The sequence below is a fragment of the Arthrobacter sp. MPF02 genome (genome assembly GCF_046605375.1).
In the GTDB taxonomy this organism is placed as follows: domain Bacteria; phylum Actinomycetota; class Actinomycetes; order Actinomycetales; family Micrococcaceae; genus Arthrobacter.
Genome location: NZ_CP176772.1, coordinates 71,450 through 95,439 on the forward strand (window position 1 = coordinate 71,450; position 23,990 = coordinate 95,439).

At 57.8% G+C, this 23,990-nt stretch carries 19 protein-coding genes; 9 read left to right on the forward strand and 10 right to left on the reverse strand.

What is annotated here, in order from left to right:
* Nucleotides 1-85: 85 nt before the first annotated feature.
* The 3 genes from ACLH0K_RS00365 to ACLH0K_RS00375 all read right to left on the reverse strand — a co-directional run bounded on the left by ACLH0K_RS00365 (nt 86) and on the right by ACLH0K_RS00375 (nt 2,867).
* Nucleotides 86-490 carry an acyl-CoA thioesterase gene (locus tag ACLH0K_RS00365; protein ID WP_411374906.1) on the reverse strand — a complete coding sequence of 135 codons (405 nt, stop codon included), beginning with the start codon at nt 488-490 and terminating at the stop codon, nt 86-88.
* The gene (locus ACLH0K_RS00370; protein ID WP_411374907.1) at nt 490-1,395 is read right to left on the reverse strand and encodes a nitrilase-related carbon-nitrogen hydrolase; all 906 of its coding nucleotides are present in this window, start codon (nt 1,393-1,395) and stop codon (nt 490-492) included. Before ACLH0K_RS00370 ends, ACLH0K_RS00365 begins: the two co-directional genes overlap by 1 nt.
* Nucleotides 1,396-1,634: 239 nt before the next feature.
* Complete coding sequence (locus tag ACLH0K_RS00375) at nt 1,635-2,867, reverse strand: NAD(P)/FAD-dependent oxidoreductase (RefSeq protein WP_411374908.1); 1,233 nt, start codon at nt 2,865-2,867, stop codon at nt 1,635-1,637.
* Nucleotides 2,868-3,218: 351 nt separating this feature from the next.
* On the opposite strand from ACLH0K_RS00375, the gene ACLH0K_RS00380 reads away from it, so the two are divergent.
* Nucleotides 3,219-4,832, forward strand: coding sequence for a PucR family transcriptional regulator (locus ACLH0K_RS00380; RefSeq protein WP_411374909.1), 1,614 nt, complete (start codon nt 3,219-3,221; stop codon nt 4,830-4,832).
* Nucleotides 4,833-4,940: 108 nt separating this feature from the next.
* On the opposite strand, the gene ACLH0K_RS00385 is transcribed toward ACLH0K_RS00380, so the two are convergent.
* The 7 genes from ACLH0K_RS00385 to ACLH0K_RS00415 form a co-directional block, all read right to left on the reverse strand.
* Nucleotides 4,941-5,555, reverse strand: coding sequence for an adenylate kinase (locus ACLH0K_RS00385; RefSeq protein WP_411374910.1), 615 nt, complete (start codon nt 5,553-5,555; stop codon nt 4,941-4,943).
* A gap of 22 nt (nt 5,556-5,577) precedes the next feature.
* Nucleotides 5,578-6,474, reverse strand: a complete 897-nt coding sequence (locus ACLH0K_RS00390) for a polysaccharide deacetylase family protein (protein WP_411374911.1) — start codon at nt 6,472-6,474, stop codon at nt 5,578-5,580.
* Nucleotides 6,475-6,525: 51 nt separating this feature from the next.
* Nucleotides 6,526-7,023: a MaoC/PaaZ C-terminal domain-containing protein gene (locus tag ACLH0K_RS00395; RefSeq protein WP_411374912.1), complete on the reverse strand. Its 498-nt coding sequence runs from the start codon at nt 7,021-7,023 to the stop codon at nt 6,526-6,528.
* Between the two features lie 35 nt (nt 7,024-7,058).
* On the reverse strand, nt 7,059-8,285 hold the full coding sequence (locus ACLH0K_RS00400) for an NAD(P)/FAD-dependent oxidoreductase (protein WP_411374913.1): 1,227 nt from the start codon (nt 8,283-8,285) through the stop codon (nt 7,059-7,061).
* 77 nt (nt 8,286-8,362) lie between these two features.
* Entirely contained in the window at nt 8,363-9,913 is a 1,551-nt protein-coding gene (locus ACLH0K_RS00405; RefSeq protein WP_411374914.1) for a class I adenylate-forming enzyme family protein, read from the reverse strand.
* A 102-nt stretch (nt 9,914-10,015) separates the two neighbouring features.
* The gene (locus ACLH0K_RS00410) at nt 10,016-11,068 is read right to left on the reverse strand and encodes an NAD(P)H-dependent flavin oxidoreductase (protein ID WP_411374915.1); all 1,053 of its coding nucleotides are present in this window, start codon (nt 11,066-11,068) and stop codon (nt 10,016-10,018) included.
* A gap of 116 nt (nt 11,069-11,184) precedes the next feature.
* Nucleotides 11,185-11,964, reverse strand: a complete 780-nt coding sequence (locus ACLH0K_RS00415; protein WP_411374916.1) for an SDR family NAD(P)-dependent oxidoreductase — start codon at nt 11,962-11,964, stop codon at nt 11,185-11,187.
* Nucleotides 11,965-12,366: 402 nt separating this feature from the next.
* Between ACLH0K_RS00415 and ACLH0K_RS00420 the strand changes: the two genes are divergently transcribed.
* The 8 genes from ACLH0K_RS00420 (at nt 12,367) to ACLH0K_RS00455 (ending at nt 23,723) form a co-directional block, all read left to right on the forward strand.
* On the forward strand, nt 12,367-15,294 hold the full coding sequence (locus ACLH0K_RS00420) for an FAD-binding and (Fe-S)-binding domain-containing protein (RefSeq protein WP_411374917.1): 2,928 nt from the start codon (nt 12,367-12,369) through the stop codon (nt 15,292-15,294).
* Nucleotides 15,295-15,488: 194 nt separating this feature from the next.
* Nucleotides 15,489-16,412 (forward strand): citryl-CoA lyase, encoded by a 924-nt coding sequence (locus ACLH0K_RS00425; protein ID WP_411374918.1) that lies wholly within the window; start codon nt 15,489-15,491, stop codon nt 16,410-16,412.
* Nucleotides 16,413-16,423: 11 nt separating this feature from the next.
* Nucleotides 16,424-16,918, forward strand: coding sequence for a MaoC/PaaZ C-terminal domain-containing protein (locus tag ACLH0K_RS00430; protein ID WP_411374919.1), 495 nt, complete (start codon nt 16,424-16,426; stop codon nt 16,916-16,918).
* A 34-nt stretch (nt 16,919-16,952) separates the two neighbouring features.
* Nucleotides 16,953-17,717, forward strand: a complete 765-nt coding sequence (locus ACLH0K_RS00435) for an NUDIX hydrolase (protein WP_411374920.1) — start codon at nt 16,953-16,955, stop codon at nt 17,715-17,717.
* Between the two features lie 104 nt (nt 17,718-17,821).
* A complete protein-coding gene (locus ACLH0K_RS00440; RefSeq protein WP_411374921.1) occupies nt 17,822-18,922 on the forward strand; it encodes an alcohol dehydrogenase catalytic domain-containing protein in 1,101 nt (366 codons plus the stop codon).
* A gap of 426 nt (nt 18,923-19,348) precedes the next feature.
* On the forward strand, nt 19,349-20,371 hold the full coding sequence (locus ACLH0K_RS00445; protein WP_411374922.1) for a glycine betaine ABC transporter substrate-binding protein: 1,023 nt from the start codon (nt 19,349-19,351) through the stop codon (nt 20,369-20,371).
* Nucleotides 20,372-20,506: 135 nt separating this feature from the next.
* Nucleotides 20,507-22,525, forward strand: coding sequence for an ABC transporter permease (locus tag ACLH0K_RS00450; RefSeq protein ID WP_411376523.1), 2,019 nt, complete (start codon nt 20,507-20,509; stop codon nt 22,523-22,525).
* A complete protein-coding gene (locus ACLH0K_RS00455; RefSeq protein ID WP_411374923.1) occupies nt 22,473-23,723 on the forward strand; it encodes a quaternary amine ABC transporter ATP-binding protein in 1,251 nt (416 codons plus the stop codon). Before ACLH0K_RS00450 ends, ACLH0K_RS00455 begins: the two co-directional genes overlap by 53 nt.
* Nucleotides 23,724-23,990 lie beyond the last annotated feature (267 nt).

The window sequence follows — 23,990 nt, forward strand, 5'->3', positions numbered from 1 at the left end:
GGGGATCATTTTTGTGCAGCGCGGGACCCAGGACGGGTGTTTGGCGCAGGGATGAAAATGGGGTAACTATGGCCGGCGGCGTTGGTCAGCGAGGCCGGATATGGTTGCGGAGTGTTTGGGCTACGGCTTCGGGAATAGGCCGTGACCGGGCTTTTGTAGCATCAACGTTGACGTAAATCAGTTCGATCATCGCCACCTCTGCTTGGTCACGGGTGATGCAGACGTCCAGTTGAAAACTGGAGGTTCCCACCTTGGTGCACGTGACGTCGGTGTCGAGCAGGTCGTCGAAATACGCGGGGGATCTGAACGACAGGGTTGCGCTGACGACGGAAGGATCCGTGCCTTCCGCGACGAGCTTGGGGTAGGGCCAGCCAATGGCGCGAAAGTATTCCGTCATTGCCACATCCGCCACTTCGAGGTAACGGCTGTTAAAGAGGAACCCTTGTGAGTCAACTTCGTGGTTTCTAACGCGGTGTTGGTAAACAGACACTAGGAGCCCATCTCGGCCTGAAGTTTGGCGTAAAGATCCAGCCGACGAAGGGCGAGCCCTGGTGCTTCAGGTGTGGCCCTGGAGGCGAGCAACAGTTCGTGGTCTAGCTCGGCGAAGAGGATGTCTTCATCGTCTGATTCTGACTTGGCCAAGAAACCGTCGTTGATGCCTACCGTCTTGTCGACAGGGGCAGTTATGAGGGCCTTCCCCACTGCGTACATGGGGGAGTCCGTGGGGATTCCATTACTGCCGAATAGGGGTGACATTACGACATAGAGCTGGTTCTCAATAGCACGTGCCTGACAACCGGTCTTCACGCGGTGAACACCCCGCCTGTTCCATGTAAGGGAAGGGCATAGGATCAGGTCTACGCCTTTGTGCACAAGGTAACGAGTTAGTTCGGGGAACTGGATGTCGGCACAAATAAGGATCCCTGCTGTGAAGGGACCGATTTTAGTGACCAGCAGGTCGTTTCCGCCTCTGGCGCCCAAGGCGTGTTCCTGTGGTGTGAGGTGAATCTTGTCCTGTGATTCAACGCGACCGTCCGGATGGGCCAGAAAGGCTGTATTCCTCAGCGTCCCATCTTCTGCGATGCGGTTATGGCTGCCCCCGGCGACGACGATGTTGTTTTCCTGTGCCATCCGGCGAATTCCGTTGACGATGTCGTTCGTGAACATCGGCAAAAATTTCCAGTAGTCAGAGGTGATGGTTGCGGTGGTGACTTCATGATCCTCGATGGCAGCAAGCAGGCCCGTGCTGGCCAGTTCGGGGAAGAGCACAAGTTCCGCTCCTTGGGCCGAAGCTCGCTTAACGAGGCCATCCATATGGTTGAGGTACGCCTGCAGGCTTGTTTCTGGTCGAAGCTGGAGCTGGGTGGTTGCCACCCTAAGTGAGGCTTTGGTCATCGGAATCTCCTGTCAAGATTAGGCGTTGGTCCGGCCCTTAGCGGAACGGGATACCCGTTGTGTTCGACGCTAATTGAGTGCCCACAGGGAGAACATTGGGAAGATTCTCAAGGAACGGGCAAGACTTTGGTGGGTTGGCCAAGGACACTCAAGGAGAGCTCGTGGAGCAGTTGAGGGAGCAGCGCCGTGTACCGGCAACCGGTTTCTGCAGCTTTTCGGCCGGGTAGGGTAAGGACGGACTAGGCGTCTACCAGCGCCAACGACGCCCTATTCAATTTGAGGCCAGCGGCAAAGGTGCTTGGTTCACCTGCAATGACTTCTGCCATCACCTGACCGCATATCGGTCCGCTGGCGATGCCCCAAGCGTGTCCAACATTTATGTAGGCTCCGTCTGCACGGTCCACTATTGGCAGCTGATCGGAGGTCTCGCTTCCTAGTCCTGCCCACAGCCCGGTGACGCCGTAGTCTTGGAGGCTCGAGTACCTGTTCAAGGTCGTCGAGATCATTGCGTTCGTGGCATTGATGCTGATGTGCGGATTTAGGGAACCTCTCCCATCAAGGCTGTTCCCGATGAAAATTGACCCTCCGCGATTTTGTGCGATTGAGTCATCGTAGTCATAGGATGGCGCGCGGTCATGGCCTAGGGAGGAGTCACCTCGCGTCCCGGGCACAGGGAAAATTTCAGGGTCGAACGTTGGAAGGTCGGTCAGTGCCCCGCAACCGTATACCCCACGCGGTCCATGCATTATGGCGTTGGACCGCATGTCTACGGGTTGAGTCAGCATCTGGCCTACTCTGGCGGTCGTGATGGGTAATTCGATACCTTCCGCTCGCAGGTTTGTGGACCAGGCGCCCGTCGCCCATACCACTCCGGACGCGTGAATTTCACCTCTGACAGTGCGGACGCCCGTTACCGTCTCTCCTCGGCGCAGGGTGGAGAGTACGGATGTGTTTTCGAAGGTGCGTACCCCTACCCGGACGCAGGCCGCGGCTAAAGCGTTGACAAACTGGACTCCGTCGGTTTGGGCGTCATCGGAGCAGAAAACGGCGCCGATTGCGCCGTCAGGAAGGATGGATGAGTGCTTCAGTGCCTCCTCACGACTTATCATGCTGACATCAAGGCCAGCTGCTCGTCGATTGGACACATAGTCTTCGAGAACCCGGCCCTGCTCCTCATTTTCAAAAAAGAACAGTCCGCCGTGGGTCCGATAGTCAAACACGTCGCCGAGTTCGCGCAGAAACTCTTGGTATTTCTCTTTTCCAGCCTTTGCAAGTGCCAGTTCGATTCCCGTGCGCCGCGTTTGCAGCCACATGGAACCAGGATTCCGCCCGGAAGCGCCGTAGGTGGGGAACCGCTGTTCGACAACAACGACATCAAAGCCACGTTTGCGCAGTTCCCAAGCGGTGCAGAGACCCACAATTCCTGCTCCAATGACGACGATGTCGCCGGTGGCGAGGGTGTCAGCGCTCATGGCACTCTTCCTTTCTGCGCGGGACTTTGTGGCCGTCATCGCCAGTCTTCCAGATAGTCGCCTCTAAGGGCACCAATGGAAGTCCCGCCTTAATTATTCCTACCGGCTGGGAACGGTGCCGTTGTCAGGAGAGACTAAGAAACCGGCCCCTCCTTCGTAATTGGTACTCCTCCAAGCATTCTTCTCGAGCTTAGGAATTCTTACAATGGTTTCATTAAGTGACTCATTTAGTCTGGGCGGAAGCGTCAGACAGAGACATCCGTCGATCCCGTCTCTCTCGGAGAGTTTCCTATGTTGCATCATTCGTCGTCCGTTCCGCTGGGAACCGTGCTGGCTGACCTAGGCCCTGCAGTGACGCGAGTCGCCGCAGACGAGTCCCAGTTGTCCCGACAGGTTCAGGGTGCGGCGCTCTGGCTGAAGGATGAAAGCCTGCCTGACGATCCCGAAACTGTGATTATCTGTCCTCGACTTGCGGATTTGGGTGACCTTGAGGACGTTCTGAACCGGGGTGGCGGCCAAGGGCGGATTATCTTCGTGGCCCTTCCTGATACAGCGTCTGTTGAGCTGATGCCAGCAGACGCGGGTGGACATCTAGTGGTTGTTATCGGGGCAGGTTACAACATCGCTGATATAGTCATGTCAATCTCACGGTCCATCCAGTTGCCCGAAGAATCCGTCTCCAGGAGACTGGCTTCACTGCAGCGCGCCCTTAGCCAAGCGATGACTGACCCAGAGCCCGTTCCTTCGTTGCTGCACCGCCTTGCTAACGTGTGCAACGCTACCGCTGCGTTGGTGGACAGATCCGGCCACCCAGTGCACGCAACTGGGCCGATACCCACCTCACTTCTTTTCGAGGAAATCGCCCGGACGGAGGCCGACTCGCAAAAGGTAGATATTGACGGCTGGCGAGGGGTTGCCGCAAGAGTTGCTGCCCCGACTGAAGCCGAGCCGCATCTTGGTTGGCTGGTCGTGACTGCGCGGCGCCCAAACTTTCCCGATGCTTATTCAATCTCCGCGGCGCATGTGGCCGCCACACTCGTGGAGGCCAGCCAACGGATGGCTGTGGCCGCGCGACAGCAAGAGCGGGCAATCCGAACCGCGGTGTTGGAGGAGGCGTTGGCTCTGCGCCGGGAACCGAATAATCCGGAGTTGGCCGGCCGGATTTCAGCGTTTGGACTTTCTTTCAAGGACGAGTTGAGGACTATTGTCTTCCGTCCGATCCGTTCCTCGTTGCCTTCACGTTCGCTTCCCCTGATCGACGACATTTCGGAAATGCTGGGTAAGGCTCTCGAGGCTCAGTCCATTGCCCACCTCATGACGGCCAGGGACAAAACGGTAACAATAGCGGCACAATGCAGTGTCCAGGCGTTCCGCAGACTCGTGGTGGCTGCAGGCAACAAACTTCCTGGAGCACACATCGGCATTGGACGCAGCGCGCACGCCTTGGGTGAAATCTTGGACTCCTACCAGGACGCCCAGCTTGCGGTTCGGACACTCCGAAGGAACTCCCGCGGCCCGAAGATCATGGCCTACGAGGACTTTAGTTATGCAACCCGGTTGTTTGCCGACGTCGGCTTCGACAAAATGATTTCCTGGGCCCAGGACTTCCTCAAACCGCTTGAGGGGCGGGACCTGCTTATTGAGGGTCTGCAGACGTACTTTGAGCATGCGCAAAACATCAACGCAGCGGCGGATGCCCTTGAAATACATCACAACTCCCTGCGGTATCGATTAGCCAAGGTCGAGGAGATTTTGGGGATAAACCTGAGGGAGCCAGGGGCCGTGTCATCAGTCTTTTTGGCATTAACGGCATTGGATCTTGGCCGGCTCCAGCAGCCACGGCCGAAGTCCTCCGGTGAGACTGCACGGAACCGCAAACCGTCTGACGTAGAGGCGACCGAAGTGCTGCCGTACTCGCGGCCAATACCTGAAAGGGTCGGAGTGGTGCACGCCCCTACCCGTTGATTTCAGAAAGTATGCCAGGCAGGCAGCAGGGCCGGATGCTCCCATCCGGCCCTGCATACGTTCGCTCTGCAAACAGACGCTACTGGATTTGCTGACGAGGTGAGGCGTTTAGGAGCATGGTTCCCCGACCGTATAGAAGTGCCTGGAGGATCCGAGGGCGACATCTACGGCCGTACTTATCCTTTGGGAGACGTCAAAGACACTGCCCATCCCTTCGACCATGCTGAGGATGCCACGTTCGCTGTACAGCGACGTCACGGCGGTCGTCTGAGCGAAGTAAAGGGCCATTCTGTGCCGAATAATTTCCGCCGTGTCGTCCATACGCCCCTCAGACTCAGCCCGCTTCAGCAGTCGCTGAACTAGTTTTTCAGTGTCGGCCGTGAGCTGCAGAACCAAGTCCAGTTCGTGGCCGTCCTCCTTCAGAATCTCATCGAGGAAGTTGACCTGGCCTACGGTGCGCGGGTATCCGTCAAGTAGGAAACCATTCTGCGCATCGGGATTCGCAAGACGATCACGGACCATGCTGTTAGTAACTGCATCGGGTACAAACCTGCCTGCTCTGATGTACGACTCAGCCTCCAGTCCAAGAGGGGATTTGCTGCTGACGTTCTGCCGGAAAATTTCGCCGGTCGATATCGGCACAATGCCAAACCTCTCGGCAATGATTGAGGCTTGAGTCCCTTTTCCTGCACCGGGGGGACCGATAAGAAGCATTCGGATCATTGGAGCGTCCTTTCAGCCACAGTCAGTCTTTTAGAGACCGGACCGGCACCGCGGTGGTTGCAGCGGGAGTGAGTGGTTCAGAATCATGCCAGCAGTTGAAAAGCTCGGTGAGAGTTGGGAACCATACGTCTTCAAAAGAGGTGAGGTGATCGAGGAACTCTTCCAACATGAGGAGATTGTGGGCCCGTCCGATGGTTTGTGGGTGCAGGGTCCAAGTCAGAGCACCGCCAGGGCATCGTTCATATGCGAAATCAAAACTGTCTTTCCAGCGGGAAAGCACAGTCTCATTGCTTTGCATAAGGGCATTGCCCTTAAACGATTCCAGTTCAGGGAAATCATCTAAGAACCAGGACACCGGGAACTCCAGCACTTTGCTTTCGGGTCCAAACTTATTGCCGTGTTCCTGGTTGACTTCCACCACAATGCGGGGCCGGTAAGGCTGGACGTCCCTGCCCATGAGCGAAGAGTCCCAGTCGAACTCGAACTCTTCCAGCAGTTCAAGGGTGTTGTCCGTTACGTCGAGGGCGGGGGAGCGGTAGCCGCGCGGGCGCTTTCCCAGCAGTTTTTCGTGTTGCTTGATTTGCAGTTCGAGCAGACGACGCTCCTCATCCCGTTCGAGAGCGGGAACATATTCGTGGTAGACGCCGTGGGCACCAATTTCGTGGCCAGACTCAAGAACCGCGTCTACGGCAGCCGGGAAAGTTTGGATCGTGTGCGTCGGTACACACCACGTAGTCGTTATTCCATACCGCTGGAACACATCGAGCAGACGGGGGGCTCCGACGAGCGCACCGAATTCTCCGCGGGACAACAAGGATTGTGACGTTGAGCGGAACGTACCCAGCCAAACACTTTGTGCATCGAAGTCTGGGCTGAGCGAAACGGCGAGCCGCTTGCCTTCAGGAAGATGAAGGGGCACTTGAGCCAACTTTCTCGCAGGAAGGGGATGGGACGGTGATGGGGATCGGCCTCAGAGGGTACGCCGGGACAAGAGGACGACCCAGTCGCCTTCCTGGCAAACGACTCCACGCTGATTGAGGATTTGAACTCGCGTAGTGACGACTCCGCGGTCGGGTTTGCTCGTGGATGGTCGAATACCGATCACTTCTTCACGGACGGTGATGGTATCACCGATGCGCACGGGGGCCTTGAGATTCCAGTTGTTAATGCCCAGGAAGGCGATGGCGGACCCGTTTTTCCACCCTAGCGCCATCTCCAGGCCGAAGGCCAGGGACAGCGCGCCAGGTCCATGAAAGACACGCGTGCGGAATTCTGTTGTCTTTGCGTACTCTTCATTCGTATGCAAGGGGTGCATATCCCCGGACCACGTGGCGAAGGTGACGACGTCGAATTCGGTGACTGTTCGGCCTGCCGAAGTCCATTCCTGTCCGAGTCTAAGGTCGTCTAGATAACGTACGGCCGATGTGTTGGCCGTGCCGAGAAGGTCTGTCGTCAATTTCTGCTCCATCTTTCTGAATGGTTGTTGGAAAGCGTTACTACGTTCTAATACCGGATGACTCCATCGACCGGGGCGGTCAGGGACGGCCTGTAGAGGGACAGTTCGTCGATGGAGACGCTGAGGGGCTCCCCTGAAAGCAGCTCGGAAACAAGTTTTCCGGTGATGGGCCCTGCTAGATTGCCGTAGACGTGGCCGGTTGCCAGTACGAGTCCAGGTAGTTCTTCCACTTCGTCGAGGATCGGCAGGGAGTCGGCGGTAGCCGGGACCAGGCCAGCCCATGCGCTTTCGATGCCTAGATTTCTGTAGTTCGGGAAGGTCCGCAGCAAGGAGTCGATAGCCAGCTTCATACCCGCAGCCGGCATCTTGTCGTCGAGCTGATCGGGATAATCCATGGGGCAACCGATGAACAGGTTTCCGTCTTCTGTTTTGGCCACGCACTCCATGTGTTCAAGACCATGTGAAAGGTCCTCTGATGGTGACGTGAAGTATTCATCCCTGTAGCTGGGGAGGTTACGGATATGGGCGTATTGCTTCGCTGCCAAAGGACCGTTCAGAATTTTGTCAAGCTTCTCTTCCACACGGCCAAGCAGAATTGCACCCAGCCGATGAGGCTTAAGGGGCACTTTTACGCCTTCAGATTCGAGCATGGTCGACCAAATTCCCGTTGCCCAGACAACCTTGTCCGCTGCTACGGTGCCGGCAGCAGTGCGGACACCTATGACCTTGGAACCGCTGCGATGCAGACCGAGGACCGGTGTGTGCTCGTGTATGCGCACTCCTAGCCTGCGACATTCCTGGGCCAGCGCACGAACGAATTTTGGAGTGCGAATCTGGCCGTCTTCAGGGCTGAAAGTTGCGCCGATGACGTCGGGCGGCAGAATGGGTGCGGCTTCATGCGCTGCCTGGTCGTCAAGCAGTTCGGCCTTGAAACCATCAGCAATGCGGGCCTCGACGAACTCCTTGTATACCCGGCGCTGATCGTCCGTGTAGAAGAAGGTCATGGCGCCGTTGCTGCGGTATTCGAAGCTTGGCCCAAGGATCTCTGCAAAGTCGTCGTAGAGAGCCCTGCCGGCACGGGTTAGTTCGATGGCGTAGTCGCCGTGGCGATTTTGCATGTGCAGGAAGCCCAAATTGCGGCCTGAGGCTCCGTGCGCTAACTCCTTCTGCTCAAGGAGCACCACGTTGTGGCCTTTGGTGGCAAGGAAGTAGGCGGTTGTTACGCCGACTATTCCTCCGCCTACAACAACGACTCCAGCCTTGTCGAGGTTCATCAGTCATGTCCTAACTTCGTCCTGAGCGGCAGCAGCTTTAGGTATGCCGCATGATGTTTTGGGGAAGGTGAATGTGATCAGCGGCCAGCTGCTGTTGGGCTGGGTTTCGCAGTCAACATTGCCGTGACGTCTTTCCTGCTGACCTTTCCGGTTGTCGCATTCGTCGGGAGGGCAGCAACCGTGATGAATTCGTCAGGGACTTTGTAGGACGAAAGGCGATCGGCGGTGAATGTTTTTAGGTCGGCGGGGACAAGCGGGGTAGCGTCCCGGGGGACGACGGCGGCCACAACCCGCTGGCCGTAGACGTCGTCAGGGAGGCCCACAACGGCGACCTCCCCTACGGACGGATGCTGCTGAAGTACCCGCTCAACTTCTGCCGGGGAAATGTTTGTCCCGCCGCGAATAATGACATCAGACAGCCGTCCCACCACGTAGACGTAGCCTTCGTCGTCCACGCGAACCAGGTCCTTAGTGCGATACCAGCCGTCTTCGGTTATCACGGTTCGTGTTTGTTCAGCGTCGCGCCAGTACCCCAACATTAGACCGGGCCCGGTGGAGTATGCCTCACCGATTTGTCCGGTTGGAACTTGCATTCCGTTGGCGTCGAGAACCTTCAGCTTGGACCGGGGCACCAGTTTGCCGGCAGAGCCGGGCTTCGGTGCCGGGTCGGTGAAGGGGTCGTATGTCACCAGGGGTAGGCACTCTGAAGCGCAATACGCATCCAGAACTGGGACGCCTGTCTTCGCCTGCCATCGTGCGAAGGCAACTTCATTTCTGGGTTCCCCGCCTGATATGCATAGCCGGAGTGAGGGAAAAGCAGGACTTGTGATTCCTTGTTGCTCGACGTATTGGGCCAGCTTCCCGAAAGTGGCGGTGACTCCGGCGAGAAATGTAGCGGAGTGTTTGCTGATGGCTGGCGCCAGCATTTCCGGCCGGGCCCGGGGAACAACGATCACAGTTCCTCCCCTGAGCAAGACGGCTAGGGAGGTGCTGGCGAGGCCGTACAGCCACGCCATGGGAAGGCAGATGACGGCCCTGTCTTCCGGAGAAAGGTGCCAGACTTCACCGTAGGTATCAGCACAGTTATATATAGCGGTAGCAGACAGCATGATTGCCTTTGGACGGCTGGTAGTGCCGGACGAAAAACAGATCATGGAGAGCGGTTCCCGCAGACCTTCAGGGTTGGGTTCTGCGTCATGTCGCACCTCGGTTACCTGGAACTCCGTGATGTCGACAATCGGTGCGTTCCGCGAAGCAGCGCTGACAACGGCGTGGTTGACGCCGGGCGAAGTGATGATCAGTGCGGGATCGCTGGTGTCCACGGCGTACTCAAGGTCGCCGGGGCCAGATGAAGGATAGACAGTAACCAACACCCCTCCGCTGCGCCATACGGCGAGGGCTGTTGCGAGGTACTCGGCGGAGCTTTCGGCGATGAGAGCCACCCGATAGCCTGCTTTAAGCCCGGCACTCAGCAATGTCTTTGCGCGCTGTTCAATCGACTTCTGCAGGTCCCGGTAAGTGACCGTGGTTTGGCCATCAATGATCGCCGTTTGTTCAGCGTATTGATCAGCAATTTTTTCGATTGCTGAAACGCAGTCGTCCAGTTGCTCGACTGACGAGTTCTTCATTTCCGCTCCGCTTAGTTGTGAGATTGAGGACGCCCGGTGCCCGTTGAGCCGGGGACTCCGACTCAACGGGCGTTTATTTTGTTCGCCGGCACCGTTAGGTTGTTATTTTCCCGCTGCTAGTCCCTGCAGGATTTTCTCAGCGTCCGACGCCATATTTTCGACGATTTGCCCTGCAGGCAGAATCTCGTGGACCAGCTGCATGGTCTGGCCGACCGGCATCATTCCGTACTCCATGTCACCGTCCTGGTAGCCGGTTTCCACACGGGTGCCTGCGACGGCGTACTGCCCCGGGAACCCTGCAGGCTTTTTCTCTGCAGATTCCCACTCGGAGGTCCACTTGTTTTCGAAGGCACGCATTCGCTTCCCACTATAGGAATAGGTGATGGTGCTGTCCTTAAAGGAACCGGCTATCACACGGTTCTTGAAATTGTCGTGTCCGTAGGCTTCGGGGCTGGCAATGAAACGCGTACCGACCCACACGCCTGCCGCCCCCAGGGCAAGGGAGGCTGCCAGACCGCGGCCATCCGCGATTCCTCCTGCGGCGAGGACCGGCTGGTCCACCACATCGATCACCGCTGGCACAAGGGTCATTGTGGACGCATATCCCGTATGGCCTCCGGCCTCAGTTCCTTGGGCGACGATAAAGTCCACGCCAGCACGGCTGGCTTCCTTCGCCTTACCAACAGAACCGACAAGGGAAAAGACAGTGATCCCGCGATCCTTGCACTCCTTGATAAACCACTCGGGGGTTGCGAAGGTCAGGACGACGGCCGCTGGTGCTGCATCAAGGACAATCTGGACCTGGTCGGCGACGGCCCCGGGAGTCAGGAGGGCTTCCACCCCGGCCAGTTTCTCTTGATCAGCACCCGAGAGGGACTGCCACAGCTCGCGCACGGGTGCCCACTGTGCCTCGTCTTCGGTGGTAAGGGAATCGGGGAGCAGGAGATTGACCGCAAAGGGCTTGTCAGTGCCAGCCTTGATTTTCTCAATTTCGGTCACCAGGTTATCCGGCATGAAGCTGACTCCACCTAAGCATCCCAAACCTCCAGCATTGCTGACGGCCGTGACAAGGTCTGCTTGTGCCACCCGCGCCATTCCTGCCGAGCAGATGGGGTGCTTGAGGCCTAGAGCCTCAGTCAATGCTGTCCTGATCACAAAGACACCTTTCGCTTCTCGGAGCGCCGCGAGGGCGAGCTCCGCATGAGTTCATGTTGGCCCCGGGGCGGGGACGTTGGTAGTGATGTATTGCTCATCTAAGTTGCCGAGCGAAATTATGTGGCGTTCCAGCCGCCGTCAACCTGGATGGTTTGCCCATTGACGTAACCTGCGCCGTCGGAAGCGAGGAACAGGACGACACTTGCGATTTCTGCCGGCTCCCCGGACCGTTTAGCAGGAATGAGGAAGTCCATGATTTCGGGCGATACGCCGATTCCCCGCTGCTGGGTTGAGACAAGGTCGCCCAGGATTTCCTCGGAAGTGGCACGAAGGTTTGTCTTGATCACACCGGGAGCGACCACGTTCGCCGTGACTCCGTGAGGAGCGACATCAATGGCGAGGCGGCGGGTAAGTCCCTCAATTCCGGCTTTGGACGCCACATAGGAAATGCCGTCTGCTGCACCTCGTTGGCCCGCGACGGAACCGATGGTGATGATTCGGCCGCTATTCTGCTTCGTCATCACCTGCGCTGCCGCCCGACACCCGTAAAAGGCGCCGGTCAGGTTGACGCCGATGATTTTTGCCCACAATTCAGGTGTCGTTTCCAGCACGTCGGCGTAGCCGTCAAAGACACCGGCGCTGTTGACCATGACGTCCAGTTTTCCTGTCTTTTCTACAACCTCGTCTACCAGCGACGAGACGGAGTCATAGTCGCTGACATCCACGACCCGTGTGTGCAGGGACGCAGGGGACCCCAGTTCACGCTTTGTCTCTTCGAGACGTTCCTCAGAAATGTCGCTGGCGAAGACTTCGTAGCCTGCTTCGACAAATGCATGGGCGATGCCGCGGCCGATGCCTGATCCCGATCCTGTGATGATTACGCTTTTACTTCCCATGACATTCAAGGTACGGGGACGGCCCTACTGCCGTAACTGGCATCTTCACGGCATTTTGCCACCGACCTAGTGGAACCTACAGGACCAGTGGCCGCCAGCCGTGCAGGCCGGGGACCATGATGCCCTTGGGGCGGCCTCGCATCACCGGCTTTGTAAGGACATCGTCCCCTAAACAGCGATCAGCGGATTGATCGATGCTTGGATAGCTTCAACGGTGTTCATTGGAGTTTGACCAATGCGGTGCGATGTCAATTGAAGATGTACTGGCGCGACCGTTGCTGGTACGCCCGTAAGATCGCTGCATCTTCGCTCCTTCCGACCGTGCGACATACTCGCGTGCGGCCGAAACTCCCGACCCTTTCTCAGGCAAGGTTCGCCCACCTAATTGAAAGTTTCAGCACCATGAATCCAGACATCCGTGAATTGATTGTTCAGGAACTTGAAGGTGTCGGCGTTGAAGTAGACAGCAGTAGTCGGCGCTTGACAGAGTACTCATTCGACGCCTCCAACTATCGTGTACGGCCACTGGCAGTGGCGTTTCCGCGCGACATCGACCAAGTCCGGTCAATCGTTAGCATCTGTCAGCGCCACGGTTGCCCGATAACGAGCCGGGGCGGTGGGACCAGTATGGCCGGGAACGCCATTGGAAGCGGCCTGGTACTCGATTTTTCCCGGCACATGGACCGCTTGCTGACTTTGGACCTGAATGCAAAGACGGTTACGGTTGAGCCCGGCATGGTCCTGACCACGCTGCAGAAACACATCCAGGCGTCCACAGCGGGTGCTTATACTTTCGCTCCCGACCCCTCTAGTATGGGCCGCGTAACGGTGGCCGGGGCCATCGGCAATGATGCCTGCGGGAACCATTCGGTACGGGACGGTCGAACTGCCGATCACATCGTGTCGATGGACCTGGTCACAGCATCGGGTCACCTGGTGACCGTTGGGCCCGGCGGAGTGAACGCCACTGATCCCTTGGACACCGAAGCCAATGCTGAAGCCGCTCGCATCCAAAGGGGACTCAAGGACTTGGCAGATGCCAACCTTGCCCTTTTCCGAACGGAATTTGGTCGCCTTGCACGACAAGTCTCCGGTTACCAGCTCGCCAATCTCCTGCCTGAGAATGGTTTCAATACCGCCAAGGCACTTGCGGGCAGTGAAGGTACATGCGCGGTCATCGTCTCTGCCACCGTGAAATTGGCCGAAGTGGCACCGGCTGCACTTTTAGTGTGTCTCGGTTATCCCGATGTCGTGGCGGCTGCCTCGGACGTTCCAGAAATTCTGCGTTTCAACCCCGCCGCGGTAGAAGGGATCGACGACGCTATCGTCCAAACCGTTCGTCATCGCCGCGGCGAAGCTGCTGTAGGCGCCCTGCCCGAAGGCAACGCTTACCTCTACGTCGATCTCGACGGCGCCAACTTTAAAGATGTTGAACGGCGCGCCGAAGAACTGCTGCGGACACTGGCCGAACGTGGAAATGTCCTCGGCGGTATGGCAGTACCCGATCCGCAGGAACGGGCGAACCTCTGGCGCGTGAGAGAGGACGGCGCCGGACTGTCATCAAGACTTATTGGTGGCGACCAGTCCTGGGCCGGATGGGAAGATGCGGCCGTAGCCCCGGAGAACCTTGCGGCCTATCTCAAAGAATTCACCAGCTTGCTCGCTCGGCATCAGTTGCGCGGCGTCATGTACGGGCACTTCGGGGCCGGTTGTACCCACGTGCGCGTTACCTTTGACCCCCGGAGTGAGACGGGACGGGAAGTCATGGAACAGTTCTTACGGGACGCGGCCGCCTTGGTCAGCCGACATGGCGGGTCTTTGTCCGGGGAACACGGGGATGGCCGGGCCCGCTCGGAACTGCTGTCTGTAATGTACAGCTCTGCCGCCCTCGCCGCCTTCGCTCAATACAAGGCAATCTGGGACCCAAACGAAATCCTTAATCCTGGCATTATCACCAAGCCGGCCCCAATGATGTCCGGGCTTGCTCTCGCCGGTGTCCCCACACGAGGCTTCCGGACCTCCTTTGCTCTCGAGCCCACCAACAAGGGCCAGGAAGGCTTTACGGATGCTGTGCAGTCGTGCATCGGCGTGGGACGCTGCAGAACAACGGCAGGGACCGGTGTCATGTGTCCCAGCTATCGCGCTACACGAGACGAGAAAGACTCCACGAGGGCCCGCGCCCGCGTGCTTCAGGAAATGGTGATGGGATCCCGAACCGCACAGGAAGGGTGGAAATCACAAGACGTCAGGGATTCGCTGGACCTCTGCCTGTCATGCAAGGCGTGTTCAACCGACTGCCCAGCAGGTGTCGACATGGCCTCTTATAAGTCAGAGTTCTTTCACCACTTTTACCAGGGCCGGATACGTCCTCTGTCTCACTACAGCCTCGGGTGGCTGCCCACGTGGCTAAAAGTCACCAGCCTGGTTGCCCCCCTGGTTAACGCTGTCCTCGGAAGCCCCCTTGCAGGCCCAATAGCCCGCGCCGCAGGGATCACCACCCGCCGTCGCATGCCAGCCTTTGCTTCCCGAGAGCAGCTTCGGCAAGAAATCGGCAACAACACGCCGACCAATGCCGATACCGTCCTGTTTATAGACAGTTTTACAAAAGGGTTCCGGCCCGCCGTCGCAGGTGCTGCAAAGCGGGTCCTGGAAGACGCCGAGCGAACGGTGGAATGCAGCGTCGACCAGTGCTGCGGCCTCACATGGATTTCAACCGGACAATTGGACACTGCACGCAAGCTCATGGAACGAACGACTCAGGCCCTGGATGACGGTACCGACAGGCCAATCGTCGTCGTGGAACCCAGTTGTGCGGCCGCTCTCCGGAAAGACCTTCCCGAGCTCCTGCAAACGGAGGCCGCCCAGCGGGTTGCACGCCGAATCCAGACCTTTGCGGGTGCGATCCTGGAACAAACAGCCAACGGCTGGCGTCCGCGGGCGATCCCGCCAGCTGTAGCCGTCCAGACCCATTGCCATGAATACGCCACCTTCGGAAGTGCCACGCAGTCATCTGCGCTGACCGCTTTAGGAGTCGAAACCATCGCGCAAGCCAACGGCTGCTGTGGCGTAGCCGGCAACTTCGGCTTTGAACACCAGCACTATGACGTCAGTATGGCCGTCGCGGAACAATCCCTTGCACCCACCCTCCGGGCTCTCCCGGAGGGGACACCTGTCCTGACCGACGGTTTCAGCTGCCACATGCAGGTGCGACAAATTCTTCAGAATCACACCGACGGGGCATCAAGGCACTTGGCCGAAATCATCGACCCCCGAAATGGCGATGAGGAGTCGGGGCAACTTGGTTCTGCCTTGTTCAACCAGCACGGGTAGCCGCTGCCCCCGACAAGCAGTCCCCGCGACGGCCTAAGATCCCCGGGTCCTCCAGCTGATTCCTGCGCTGGAGGACCCGGAACCAGGCCACAGGAAGCGCGAGGACACCGCTTTGGGAATCTCTCCCTCGTAACCGGCGCTCATTCGGTAAACCTCCAATATTGGGACACCTGACGGCGCCCTACAGTTCTGTCATGACAGACAAAGGCCCGGGTAGAAATACGATCCTGGCTTCTCAGCTACGTAACGATTCGGGAGAAGACATGCAAACGGAAGCCGAGGGGCAGTCCAAGGAGTATTGGTCGTCCTCGATTAGTCAGGTCACCGACAGGAAAGTGTATGTTCGCGGGTACGATCTGGAAGACCTAATAGGACAAATTCCGTTTACGGCAGCGATTTTCCTTCTCATCCGCGGCCGGGTACCCACCCCACAGGAGGTCCGGGTCCTCGACGCGGTCCTCAGCGGCGTGCTGGATTACGCCCTGGAGAAGCCCGGTACCGTCGCTGCCAGATATGCTGTATCCGCCAATCCAAGCATGGCAATAGGCATGTCTGCTGCCTGCATGTCAGTGGGAAAGCATACCCTGGCTACCGAGGATACAGGCCGCTTCATCCTCAACAGCCATACTGAATACCTGAACTCCGGGCTCGCCCTGGAAGACTTCGCAGCAGCAAAAGTGGAAAGCATGCGACAGGCGAAGGAAAGAATTCCCGGCCTGGGGCATCCCGTGTTCAAAACAATCGATCCACGCGGGGAACGCCTCAAGCTGATAGCCGTTTCGGAAGGGTTGTGGGGAGAACCCGCCTGCGTCTATGAGGCCGTGCACAAGGCTTTTACCAAGCTGCCCGGCAAATCCGAGATCCCCATCAATGATGTTGGCGTCATGGCAGCGATACTGCTTGGGTTGGGCTTTACACCCGAAGAGGGCACTGGCATTGCCGTGCTATCAACACTTCCGGGCGTCATCGCTCACGTATCTGAAGAACTTACAAGTGGAAAACCCATACGTGTCGTTCCACGCGAGTGGGCAGCCTACGATCAGACTACCAACAGGAACTTTGAAGCGGATCGGGTCAAAGCAGGTTGGACGAACTCAGCCGCATCGGAAACAGTGTGAAAGAGGGACCGATGACAGCCGCAGCGGATAGTCACCTGATTCCATCTGCAACCAGGTATTTCGAAGACCTCCAGGTTGGAGATTCATGGTTGTCCCAAGGACGCACCATCACCGAGACAGATGTGGTTATCTTTGCGACCTGGTCCGGCGACATGCATCCACTGCACACCAATCAGGAATATGCCAGCCGAACCCTCTACGGCGGAAGAATTTTCCATGGTCCCGGCGCACTGGCCATCGCCTTTGGACTAGAAATGGGAATGGGCTGGAAAGAACGATCTGCCATAGCCTTCCTAGGTATTCACGACTGGAAGCTCACGGCGCCGGTGAGGATTGGTGACACGATTTCAGTGCGGGAACAGGTAGCAGAGCTAAGGCCATCAGTTACTAAGGCCGACAGGGGCATCGTGAAAACTCAGGTGCAGATATTGAATCAGCACGGAGGAGTCTGCCAAGAAGGCTTATGGACCGTCTTGTTGTATCGTTCTGCGGCTTACGCCCCATGAGAAATCGAAATTGCAGAACAAACAGGGCCGCCTAATGACCCCCCAGATCAATGCCAACAGGGCGGTAGCCCAGGAGTCAGCAATGACAGGCCCACCAGGGCAAGACACAGGTGAGATTACAAACCCGGCACTGAAACTCGCCGTGAGTGTCGTCATGCTGAGGGACTCTCCACTGGGCATCGAGGTGTTTGTCCAGCATCGCGCTTCGACCATGGATTTCGCCGCCAGTGCCGTCGTATTCCCCGGGGGGAGAGTGGACGCCGTCGACTCAGTCGGTTGGACATACAGTGCTGAGCTGCTGAACGCTCATGCCACCGCATGGCGACATACATGCCTTTGCGTAAATGCGGCCAATAGCACGTACAACGCCGGTCGCCTCGTCGCCGCAGCGGCGCGAGAGGTAATGGAGGAATGCGGCATCTCCTTGAGCCCGGAAATGTTGAAGCCCTGGGCAAACTGGGTCACCCCTGAGGGGCTCCCCAAACGATTTGATACATACTTTTTTGCCACCAGGCTGCCCGCGCATGTACAGCCTCTGCATCAAACAACTGAGGCATCCAGTTCGCATTGGTTGCCGGTCAGACAACTGATCGACAAGGAAGCTGCGGGTACCTTTAAGCTCCTCCCCCCGACGCTGGCCATTCTGGACGAGCTCCTTCGAACAGGTACTGTAGCCCAAGCGCTTGAATCTGAACGGACCATTGAACCGGTACGTCTTCGCCAGGACAACATCGCAACGTTTTGGCGATTGTGCCGGACCATGGGGCCTTCGAAGGCGGCACAGGCTCTAAACGGCTGAACGGGCAAGAGCAGTGTTCCTTCTAACCGGATCAGCTGAAGACATCGTGACAGGACGTCTTGCCACCAATGTTCGTTTGCATACGCTGCCCACTATTCAATTTTTTGTACAGAACACGTGAGCTGTTGACAGCAAAGTCGGGAAGTCTTCCGGTGTCCAGAACAGGCGAGAAGTTGATTCCTCAAACCATGCAGGCTTACCGGCTCCACGCTGCCGGGCCCAGTGGTGTCCTGAAGTTGAAGTCTGAACCCATACCCCTGCCAGGCCCCAAACAAGTCCTTGTGCAAGTGGCGGCTGTTGGCGTGTGCGGTCAAGACGTGATGCACCGTTCCGGGGCAATCTACTGCGCCAACGGGCACATTCCAGGCCACGAAATCGCCGGTATGGTCGTAGCAACAGGCCCTGAAGTATCAGCCGTTTCAATAGGGGATCGGGTTGCTGCAACGCAACGGCAGGCATGCCACCGCTGCCGGGATTGCCTCGGGGGAAGGGAAGTCCTTTGCGCGCAGGGCAAGCTCTACGGCGAAGGCCTGGACGGCGCTTACGCCGAGTATGTCGCGATCGACGAGCTAAGCCTGACGAAGGTACCAACCGCTGTGCAGTATGAGGCAGCGGCAATAGCAGCCTGCGCAATCGGAACCGGATACCACGCCCTGAGACTGGCCGGAGTTTCAGCGGGCCAACGCGTACTGGTCACGGGCGCAAGCGGAGGCGTCGGCATACATACTCTGCAGCTTGCTCGGGCTTCCGGCGCAGAAGTCATAGCCGTTACCTCGAGTCCACAAAAAGTCGGGCGCTTGGAAAGCTACGCAGACCATGTCGTGTTGGCAGTCGAAGGAAAATTCGATGAACAACTCCGGGCCCGCAATATTCAGCCCCAGACAATCGTTGACCTGACCGCTAAGTTCACCTTGGCCAACAGCCTCCGCGCCGTCGCTCGTGGCGGAACCGTAGTGATCCTGGGAAACCTGGAAAACGGCAATGTTGAAGTTCTGCCCGGAGCCTTCATTATGCGGGAGATACGCCTTCTCGGCTCGAAAGCCTGTACGCGTTCCGAACTCCAGGACGTCCTTCACCTATTGTCCCGAGGTCTCATACACCCGATAATTCACACCTCTATGCCTCTTGCAGACGCCGCAAAGGCTCATGACATGGTGGAGCAGGGAAAGGCGGAAGGACGCATCATCCTCAAGCCCTGGTACTGAAAGGAGCCAAGAAGAAGGCCTCCTGGCGGCAGACGGTTACCTCTCTTCTAACTCCAGGAGTTCCTCCAAAAGGGGCATAGGAAACGCAAAGGTCCGGTACGGGCCCCTGCGTTCCGGATGATTTGACGTCCAACATGCGGCACCTGGCTACGAAGGAAACAACGGACTATTCGTTACGCTAACCGCCGCTGTTCAGTCTGCGGTGTAGCCCGGCAAGAAAGTCCTCGCTTTGTGTCCGCATCTAGATCCAACCGGGTTGCATGCTGCAGGTTTCGATGAGGCCACATCAACATTCGTTACTCCCACAAATGGACACGGGCCGGCTGGAATTTTCCCAGTGTTAGGAATCACACCAAGGATCTTCACTGGTAGTGAGACAGGTGATACCAAGGATCGCCTTCCATGTTGAGTGTCTGAGGAGGCACCATGACCAAGTTTTCCCTTATGACCAATCGGCGGTGGCCACTGGCGGTCGTTGCAGGGCTGTGCACAATTGGCCTGGTGAGCGGCTGCACCCCGGAAGAAGCAGCTGGCCCCGGCTCACAAGCAGTGGATTCCGAAGTCGCGGCGGCGCTTGAAAAAGAAGGCAAAGTCCAGTTCACAACGGTCGGGGACCTGGAGCAGGATATTCAGGCGAATTTGATGACCGCCGTGGTGAATGAACTGGGTGGTCAGGCTGAAGTACTTCAGGGTGCTATAACCGAAACCATGGCAGCGGCCTCTGAGGGGCAGCCGATCGTCGGGATGGCGTACTGGCGGTGGCAAATGCCCGAGCTTTGGGAGAAGTACGGGGCCGAAGGGGGCGTGGTAGAAATTGGGACCACCGACTACCCCGGGGAAGAAGGATGGTACGTCCCGACCTACGTGATCAAAGGTGACAAAGAAAGAGGTATCGAACCTGCATGTCCTGGACTGCCGAATTGGGAGGCTCTGAACGCTTGTGCTTCCGTATTCGCGACTGCAAAGACGGGCGATAAAGGGCAGTACATGTCAGGCGCGGAGTCTTGGGCCTTTGCCTACGGTGATCCCCAGCGGATTGAGAATCTCAAGCTGAACTACCAGATGGTGTTCGCCGGTTCGGAAGCTGCTTTGTACGCCGACCTGACACGGGCATACGAGCAGGGTAAGCCCTGGCTGGGTCTGATGTGGCGCCCGAACTACATGACGCAGAAATACGACCTCACCCGCATCGAGTTCCCGGAACACTCTGAAGAGTGCTGGGGCAAGACGTACGCGTGCCAGTGGCCTGAGACTGTCATCTACCAGTGGGCATCGTCCGTCATCGAAAAGGACCACCCAACCCTTTGGCAAATCCTCAAGAACTACGATCTGAACAACGATCAGCTACAGGAACTGCAAGCAAAGGTCATTGACAACGGGCTTTCCCCCCAAGAGGCAGTCAAGGAATGGATGAAGGATAACCGAGACGTTTGGACCAGCTGGGTATGAAACCGAATCAAAAATTGATCTTCGGCCTGCACAAACAACTTAGGGCAATAGGTTCAGGGAAAACTATTCGCCCAGTACTTGATGCACGCTTGGCTCAAGACGATGACAAGTACCCTAAGGGAGGACCGCGTGGCAATGCGCCTTACTCCTGGTAAGGGCGGCGAAGTCCTATCGAAGTACAGTCTTGCTGCCTTGGTCGCAATTGCTGTGCTTGCCGCAGTAATTTTTGGACCAAAGAGCTTCCCCGAGGCACTGCGGGTCCCGGTCGGGACCGCCTTCGAAACAGGTTTTTCCTCCTTTGCTGAAAGTGCCCCTTGGGCCTACAAGCCGTTCGCAGCTTTTCTGGAACAGACCTTCGAGAGCCTTCTAACCGTACTTAGTTCAATATCACCCGTTATCCTTGCAGCCGCGGTAGTGCTGGCGATTGCCAATTATCGGGGTGTGAAGCTAGCAGGACTTACAGCGCTCCTGTTTGCATGGGTTGTACTCAGCGGGTACTGGGATTACACCGTAGAGACAATGGCCTTCATGCTTGTTGCCGTCGCGGTGGCATTTACGTTGGGCATCCTCATCGGTCTGGTGGGTTCGCTTAACCCTCGAATGAACGCACTGGTGCGGTTACTGCTCGACGCCATGCAGGCGTTCCCGGCATTTGCTTACCTCGTTCCTGTTGTCTTCCTCTTCGGTATAGGAAATGCCGCAGCACTGGTCGTGACGGTGATCTGGGCCCTGCCACCACTTGCCCGAATGACTAGCGTGGGCCTTAGGAACGTCTCCCCTGAAGTGATTGAAGCAGCAAAGTCACTTGGCACCACAAGGAGTCAGCTCCTGTTCGGCGTGAAGCTGCCCATGGCTGAACCCAGTATTCGAGCCGGCAGCAACCAGATGATCATGTACGCAATCGCCATGGCGACCATGGCAGCAATGGTCGGCGCCGCAGGCCTTGGGGCTCCCATCTGGAGTGGACTCAACCGTCTCGCCTTCGGCGACGCCCTGCAGGCTGGCATTGCTCTCGTGCTGGTCGCCGTCATCATCGATCGGGCTACCTCTCCCCGTGAGGGCTCGCACTTCAAATCGCATCGCGATGGCAATTTGAGCTGGTCCGAAAGGCTTCGCGGGTTTTTCCGCGCTCCCTACGGCCGCGCGCATATCTGTTTAACGCTTTTCTTGCTGACCGTCGTTGCCTCTCAGGTCTTCCGCGGTCGGTGGCAATACTTTTCGGATCCCCCCTGGGGGGTTCCGCTACGGCTACGTGAACCCGTGGAGGCAGCAGTCCTTTGGACGACGACCACGTGGGGGCCCTTCCTGGATACGCTAAGCGGGCTGACCCAGACCTACGGTCTCAACCTGCTCGGTAACTTCTTTGCCGCCACTCCTTGGCCACTGGTCGTCGGGACCGTTGCGGTTCTAGGCATATTCACCATTGGAAAGCTTCAAGGCATCGTTCTAGGGCTCGGTGTCTCATTCATCGGGTGCCTAGGTATGTGGGAATCGACGGTTCAGACCATGACAGTGGTCACAGTCGCGTTGGTCCTTGTGATACTGATCGGGTTCCCTCTCGGTGTGCTGATGGCTATGAACAACACAGCAGCGGCCATACTGCGGCCTGTGCTGGATGTTATGCAGACTTTGCCGATATATCTCCTGGTTATCCCGGCTGTCATGCTCCTTGGAGTGGGCGAGGTAGCTGCAGTACTGGCGACCTTCATTGCTGCAGTTCCCCCGATGATTAGGTTTACTAACGCAGGGCTTCGTGGAGCCGATCACGAAGTGATTGAGGCGGCGCAAATTTTTGGGGCGCGACCTGGCCAGATCCTGCGGCAAATTCGCATCCCCATGGGGCTGCAAACAATGATGGTCGGCCTCAACCAGGCACTGCTTTTGGCTCTCGCCATGGCTGTCGTAAGCGCCATGATTGGTGCACCTGGCCTCGGTGCCAACATTTTGACCTCAGTCAATCGCGCCTTGCTGGGTACCGGGATGGAGGCCGGCATTGCAATGTTCCTACTGGGTGTGGTTCTAGACCGCCTCTTCAACGGATGCGCTCAGTTCGTCGCATCTGCTCAGCACACATCAACGACCAAAGTAGCTAGGAAGCCAAATGACGAAGCAACTTCTGTCGCCGCAAGCAGCGCGACGGCACCGGCCCACTGAGCAGCAGCTCATCCCCGGACCCCAAATTTCCCCTGCCGGCTCCGCGATTGAAGTGGACGACCTTTGGAAGGTGTACGGCCCGAATCCCAAAAGCGCACTGAAAGAGTACCGTGACGGTGCTACTTACGTTCCGGGCCACATGACAGCGGTCCGCGGTGTTTCATTCGATGTCCGTCCTTGCGAGACGTTCGTTGTGATGGGGCTTTCGGGTAGCGGAAAATCGACACTCATCCGTTGTCTCACCAGGCTTATCGAGCCCACAGCCGGACGCGTGAAAATCGATGGTAATCACGTACTGACATTGTCGGATGCGGAGCTGTCGCAACAGCGGAGGCGCGACTGGGCAATGGTTTTCCAACACTTCGGGTTGCTTCCTCACCGCCGAGTGCTCCAAAACGTCGCGTACGGATTGGAAATTTCCCGCGTTCCGCGCCGGGAGCGCGAGGAGCGTGCGCACCGCATGATCGAGCTAGTTGGACTCTCAGGGACAGAACAGAAATATCCTAGTGAACTAAGTGGCGGCATGCGTCAGCGTGTGGGTCTCGCACGCGCCCTTGTCCAAAACCCCCGGCTTCTGCTATTGGACGAGCCATTCAGCGCACTTGATCCGCTGATTCGTGCCGATCTACAGGACGAACTGCTGCGGCTCGCTCGTGGAGGCAGCCAAACTTCTGTATTCATCACGCACGATCTGACCGAGGCCCTGAAAGTGGGAGATCGCATCGCCATCATGCGTGACGGTGTTCTGGTTCAGTTGGGGACGCCGGAAGACATCGTCTTGAACCCTGCTGATGACTATGTCCGCCGCTTCGCGGTGGAGGCCCCGCGCTCCAAAGTTGTTCGTGCAGCGACCATCGCACAAGCTGTCCCGGAACTGCCAGCCGAATTGCCCATCGAGGCAGCCCTTGCGGCTTTCGCCCAGAACGGAAGTGGCTCGGCCCTGGTTCGTCCCGATGCCCGTGCACCATTCCTCATCACGGCGCAAGACCTTTTCCAACTCAACGAGCCACGGCGGGTTCTAGGGTCCTTGGAGATCCGGACTTCTAACGTAAAAGGTGACGAACTTCTGGCAGGCGTGATGCAAGAACTCATCCGTAGCGGACGTCCGGTGCTGGTCGAGTCCCCTGCAGGCGACCACCTAGGAGCGATAGACAACGCCACAGCAGTCCGGGCACTTTCCGTCCCCGGCTCCACGTAGACCGACATTTGAAGGGCGCGTGACGCAGACGTCAGCGCTCCCTCTTACTCAACTCATCCCGAACAGTACCTTATTCGGCTCGTCTCCCCAGTGCACCAACGGGGAGACGGGCCGGATTCGTTGGGCTGAGCAGGGAGGAGTTTGCTGCTGAACCATCTGCTTGCCACTGCGGCGGCCCGTGATTGCCAGACTGGTTCGGGCTGGCCCATTCACATGTCTAGGCAACGGCCGTCTAACCTTTACCGGCTGTGACGCGGCCAACATCCA

What these genes read in the sequence shown, in the direction of transcription:
- ACLH0K_RS00425 (WP_411374918.1), top strand. Translation starts at nt 15,489, where the DNA reads ATGACAGACAAAGGCCCGGGTAGAAATACGATCCTGGCTTCTCAGCTA.
- ACLH0K_RS00415 (WP_411374916.1), bottom strand. Translation starts at nt 11,964, where the DNA reads ATGGGAAGTAAAAGCGTAATCATCACAGGATCGGGATCAGGCATCGGC.
- ACLH0K_RS00395 (WP_411374912.1), bottom strand. Translation starts at nt 7,023, where the DNA reads ATGGAGCAGAAATTGACGACAGACCTTCTCGGCACGGCCAACACATCG.
- ACLH0K_RS00370 (WP_411374907.1), bottom strand. Translation starts at nt 1,395, where the DNA reads ATGACCAAAGCCTCACTTAGGGTGGCAACCACCCAGCTCCAGCTTCGA.
- ACLH0K_RS00430 (WP_411374919.1), top strand. Translation starts at nt 16,424, where the DNA reads ATGACAGCCGCAGCGGATAGTCACCTGATTCCATCTGCAACCAGGTAT.
- ACLH0K_RS00405 (WP_411374914.1), bottom strand. Translation starts at nt 9,913, where the DNA reads ATGAAGAACTCGTCAGTCGAGCAACTGGACGACTGCGTTTCAGCAATC.
- ACLH0K_RS00375 (WP_411374908.1), bottom strand. Translation starts at nt 2,867, where the DNA reads ATGAGCGCTGACACCCTCGCCACCGGCGACATCGTCGTCATTGGAGCA.
- ACLH0K_RS00445 (WP_411374922.1), top strand. Translation starts at nt 19,349, where the DNA reads ATGACCAAGTTTTCCCTTATGACCAATCGGCGGTGGCCACTGGCGGTC.
- ACLH0K_RS00455 (WP_411374923.1), top strand. Translation starts at nt 22,473, where the DNA reads ATGACGAAGCAACTTCTGTCGCCGCAAGCAGCGCGACGGCACCGGCCC.
- ACLH0K_RS00420 (WP_411374917.1), top strand. Translation starts at nt 12,367, where the DNA reads ATGAATCCAGACATCCGTGAATTGATTGTTCAGGAACTTGAAGGTGTC.
- ACLH0K_RS00400 (WP_411374913.1), bottom strand. Translation starts at nt 8,285, where the DNA reads ATGAACCTCGACAAGGCTGGAGTCGTTGTTGTAGGCGGAGGAATAGTC.
- ACLH0K_RS00450 (WP_411376523.1), top strand. Translation starts at nt 20,507, where the DNA reads ATGCGCCTTACTCCTGGTAAGGGCGGCGAAGTCCTATCGAAGTACAGT.
- ACLH0K_RS00435 (WP_411374920.1), top strand. Translation starts at nt 16,953, where the DNA reads ATGACCCCCCAGATCAATGCCAACAGGGCGGTAGCCCAGGAGTCAGCA.
- ACLH0K_RS00385 (WP_411374910.1), bottom strand. Translation starts at nt 5,555, where the DNA reads ATGATCCGAATGCTTCTTATCGGTCCCCCCGGTGCAGGAAAAGGGACT.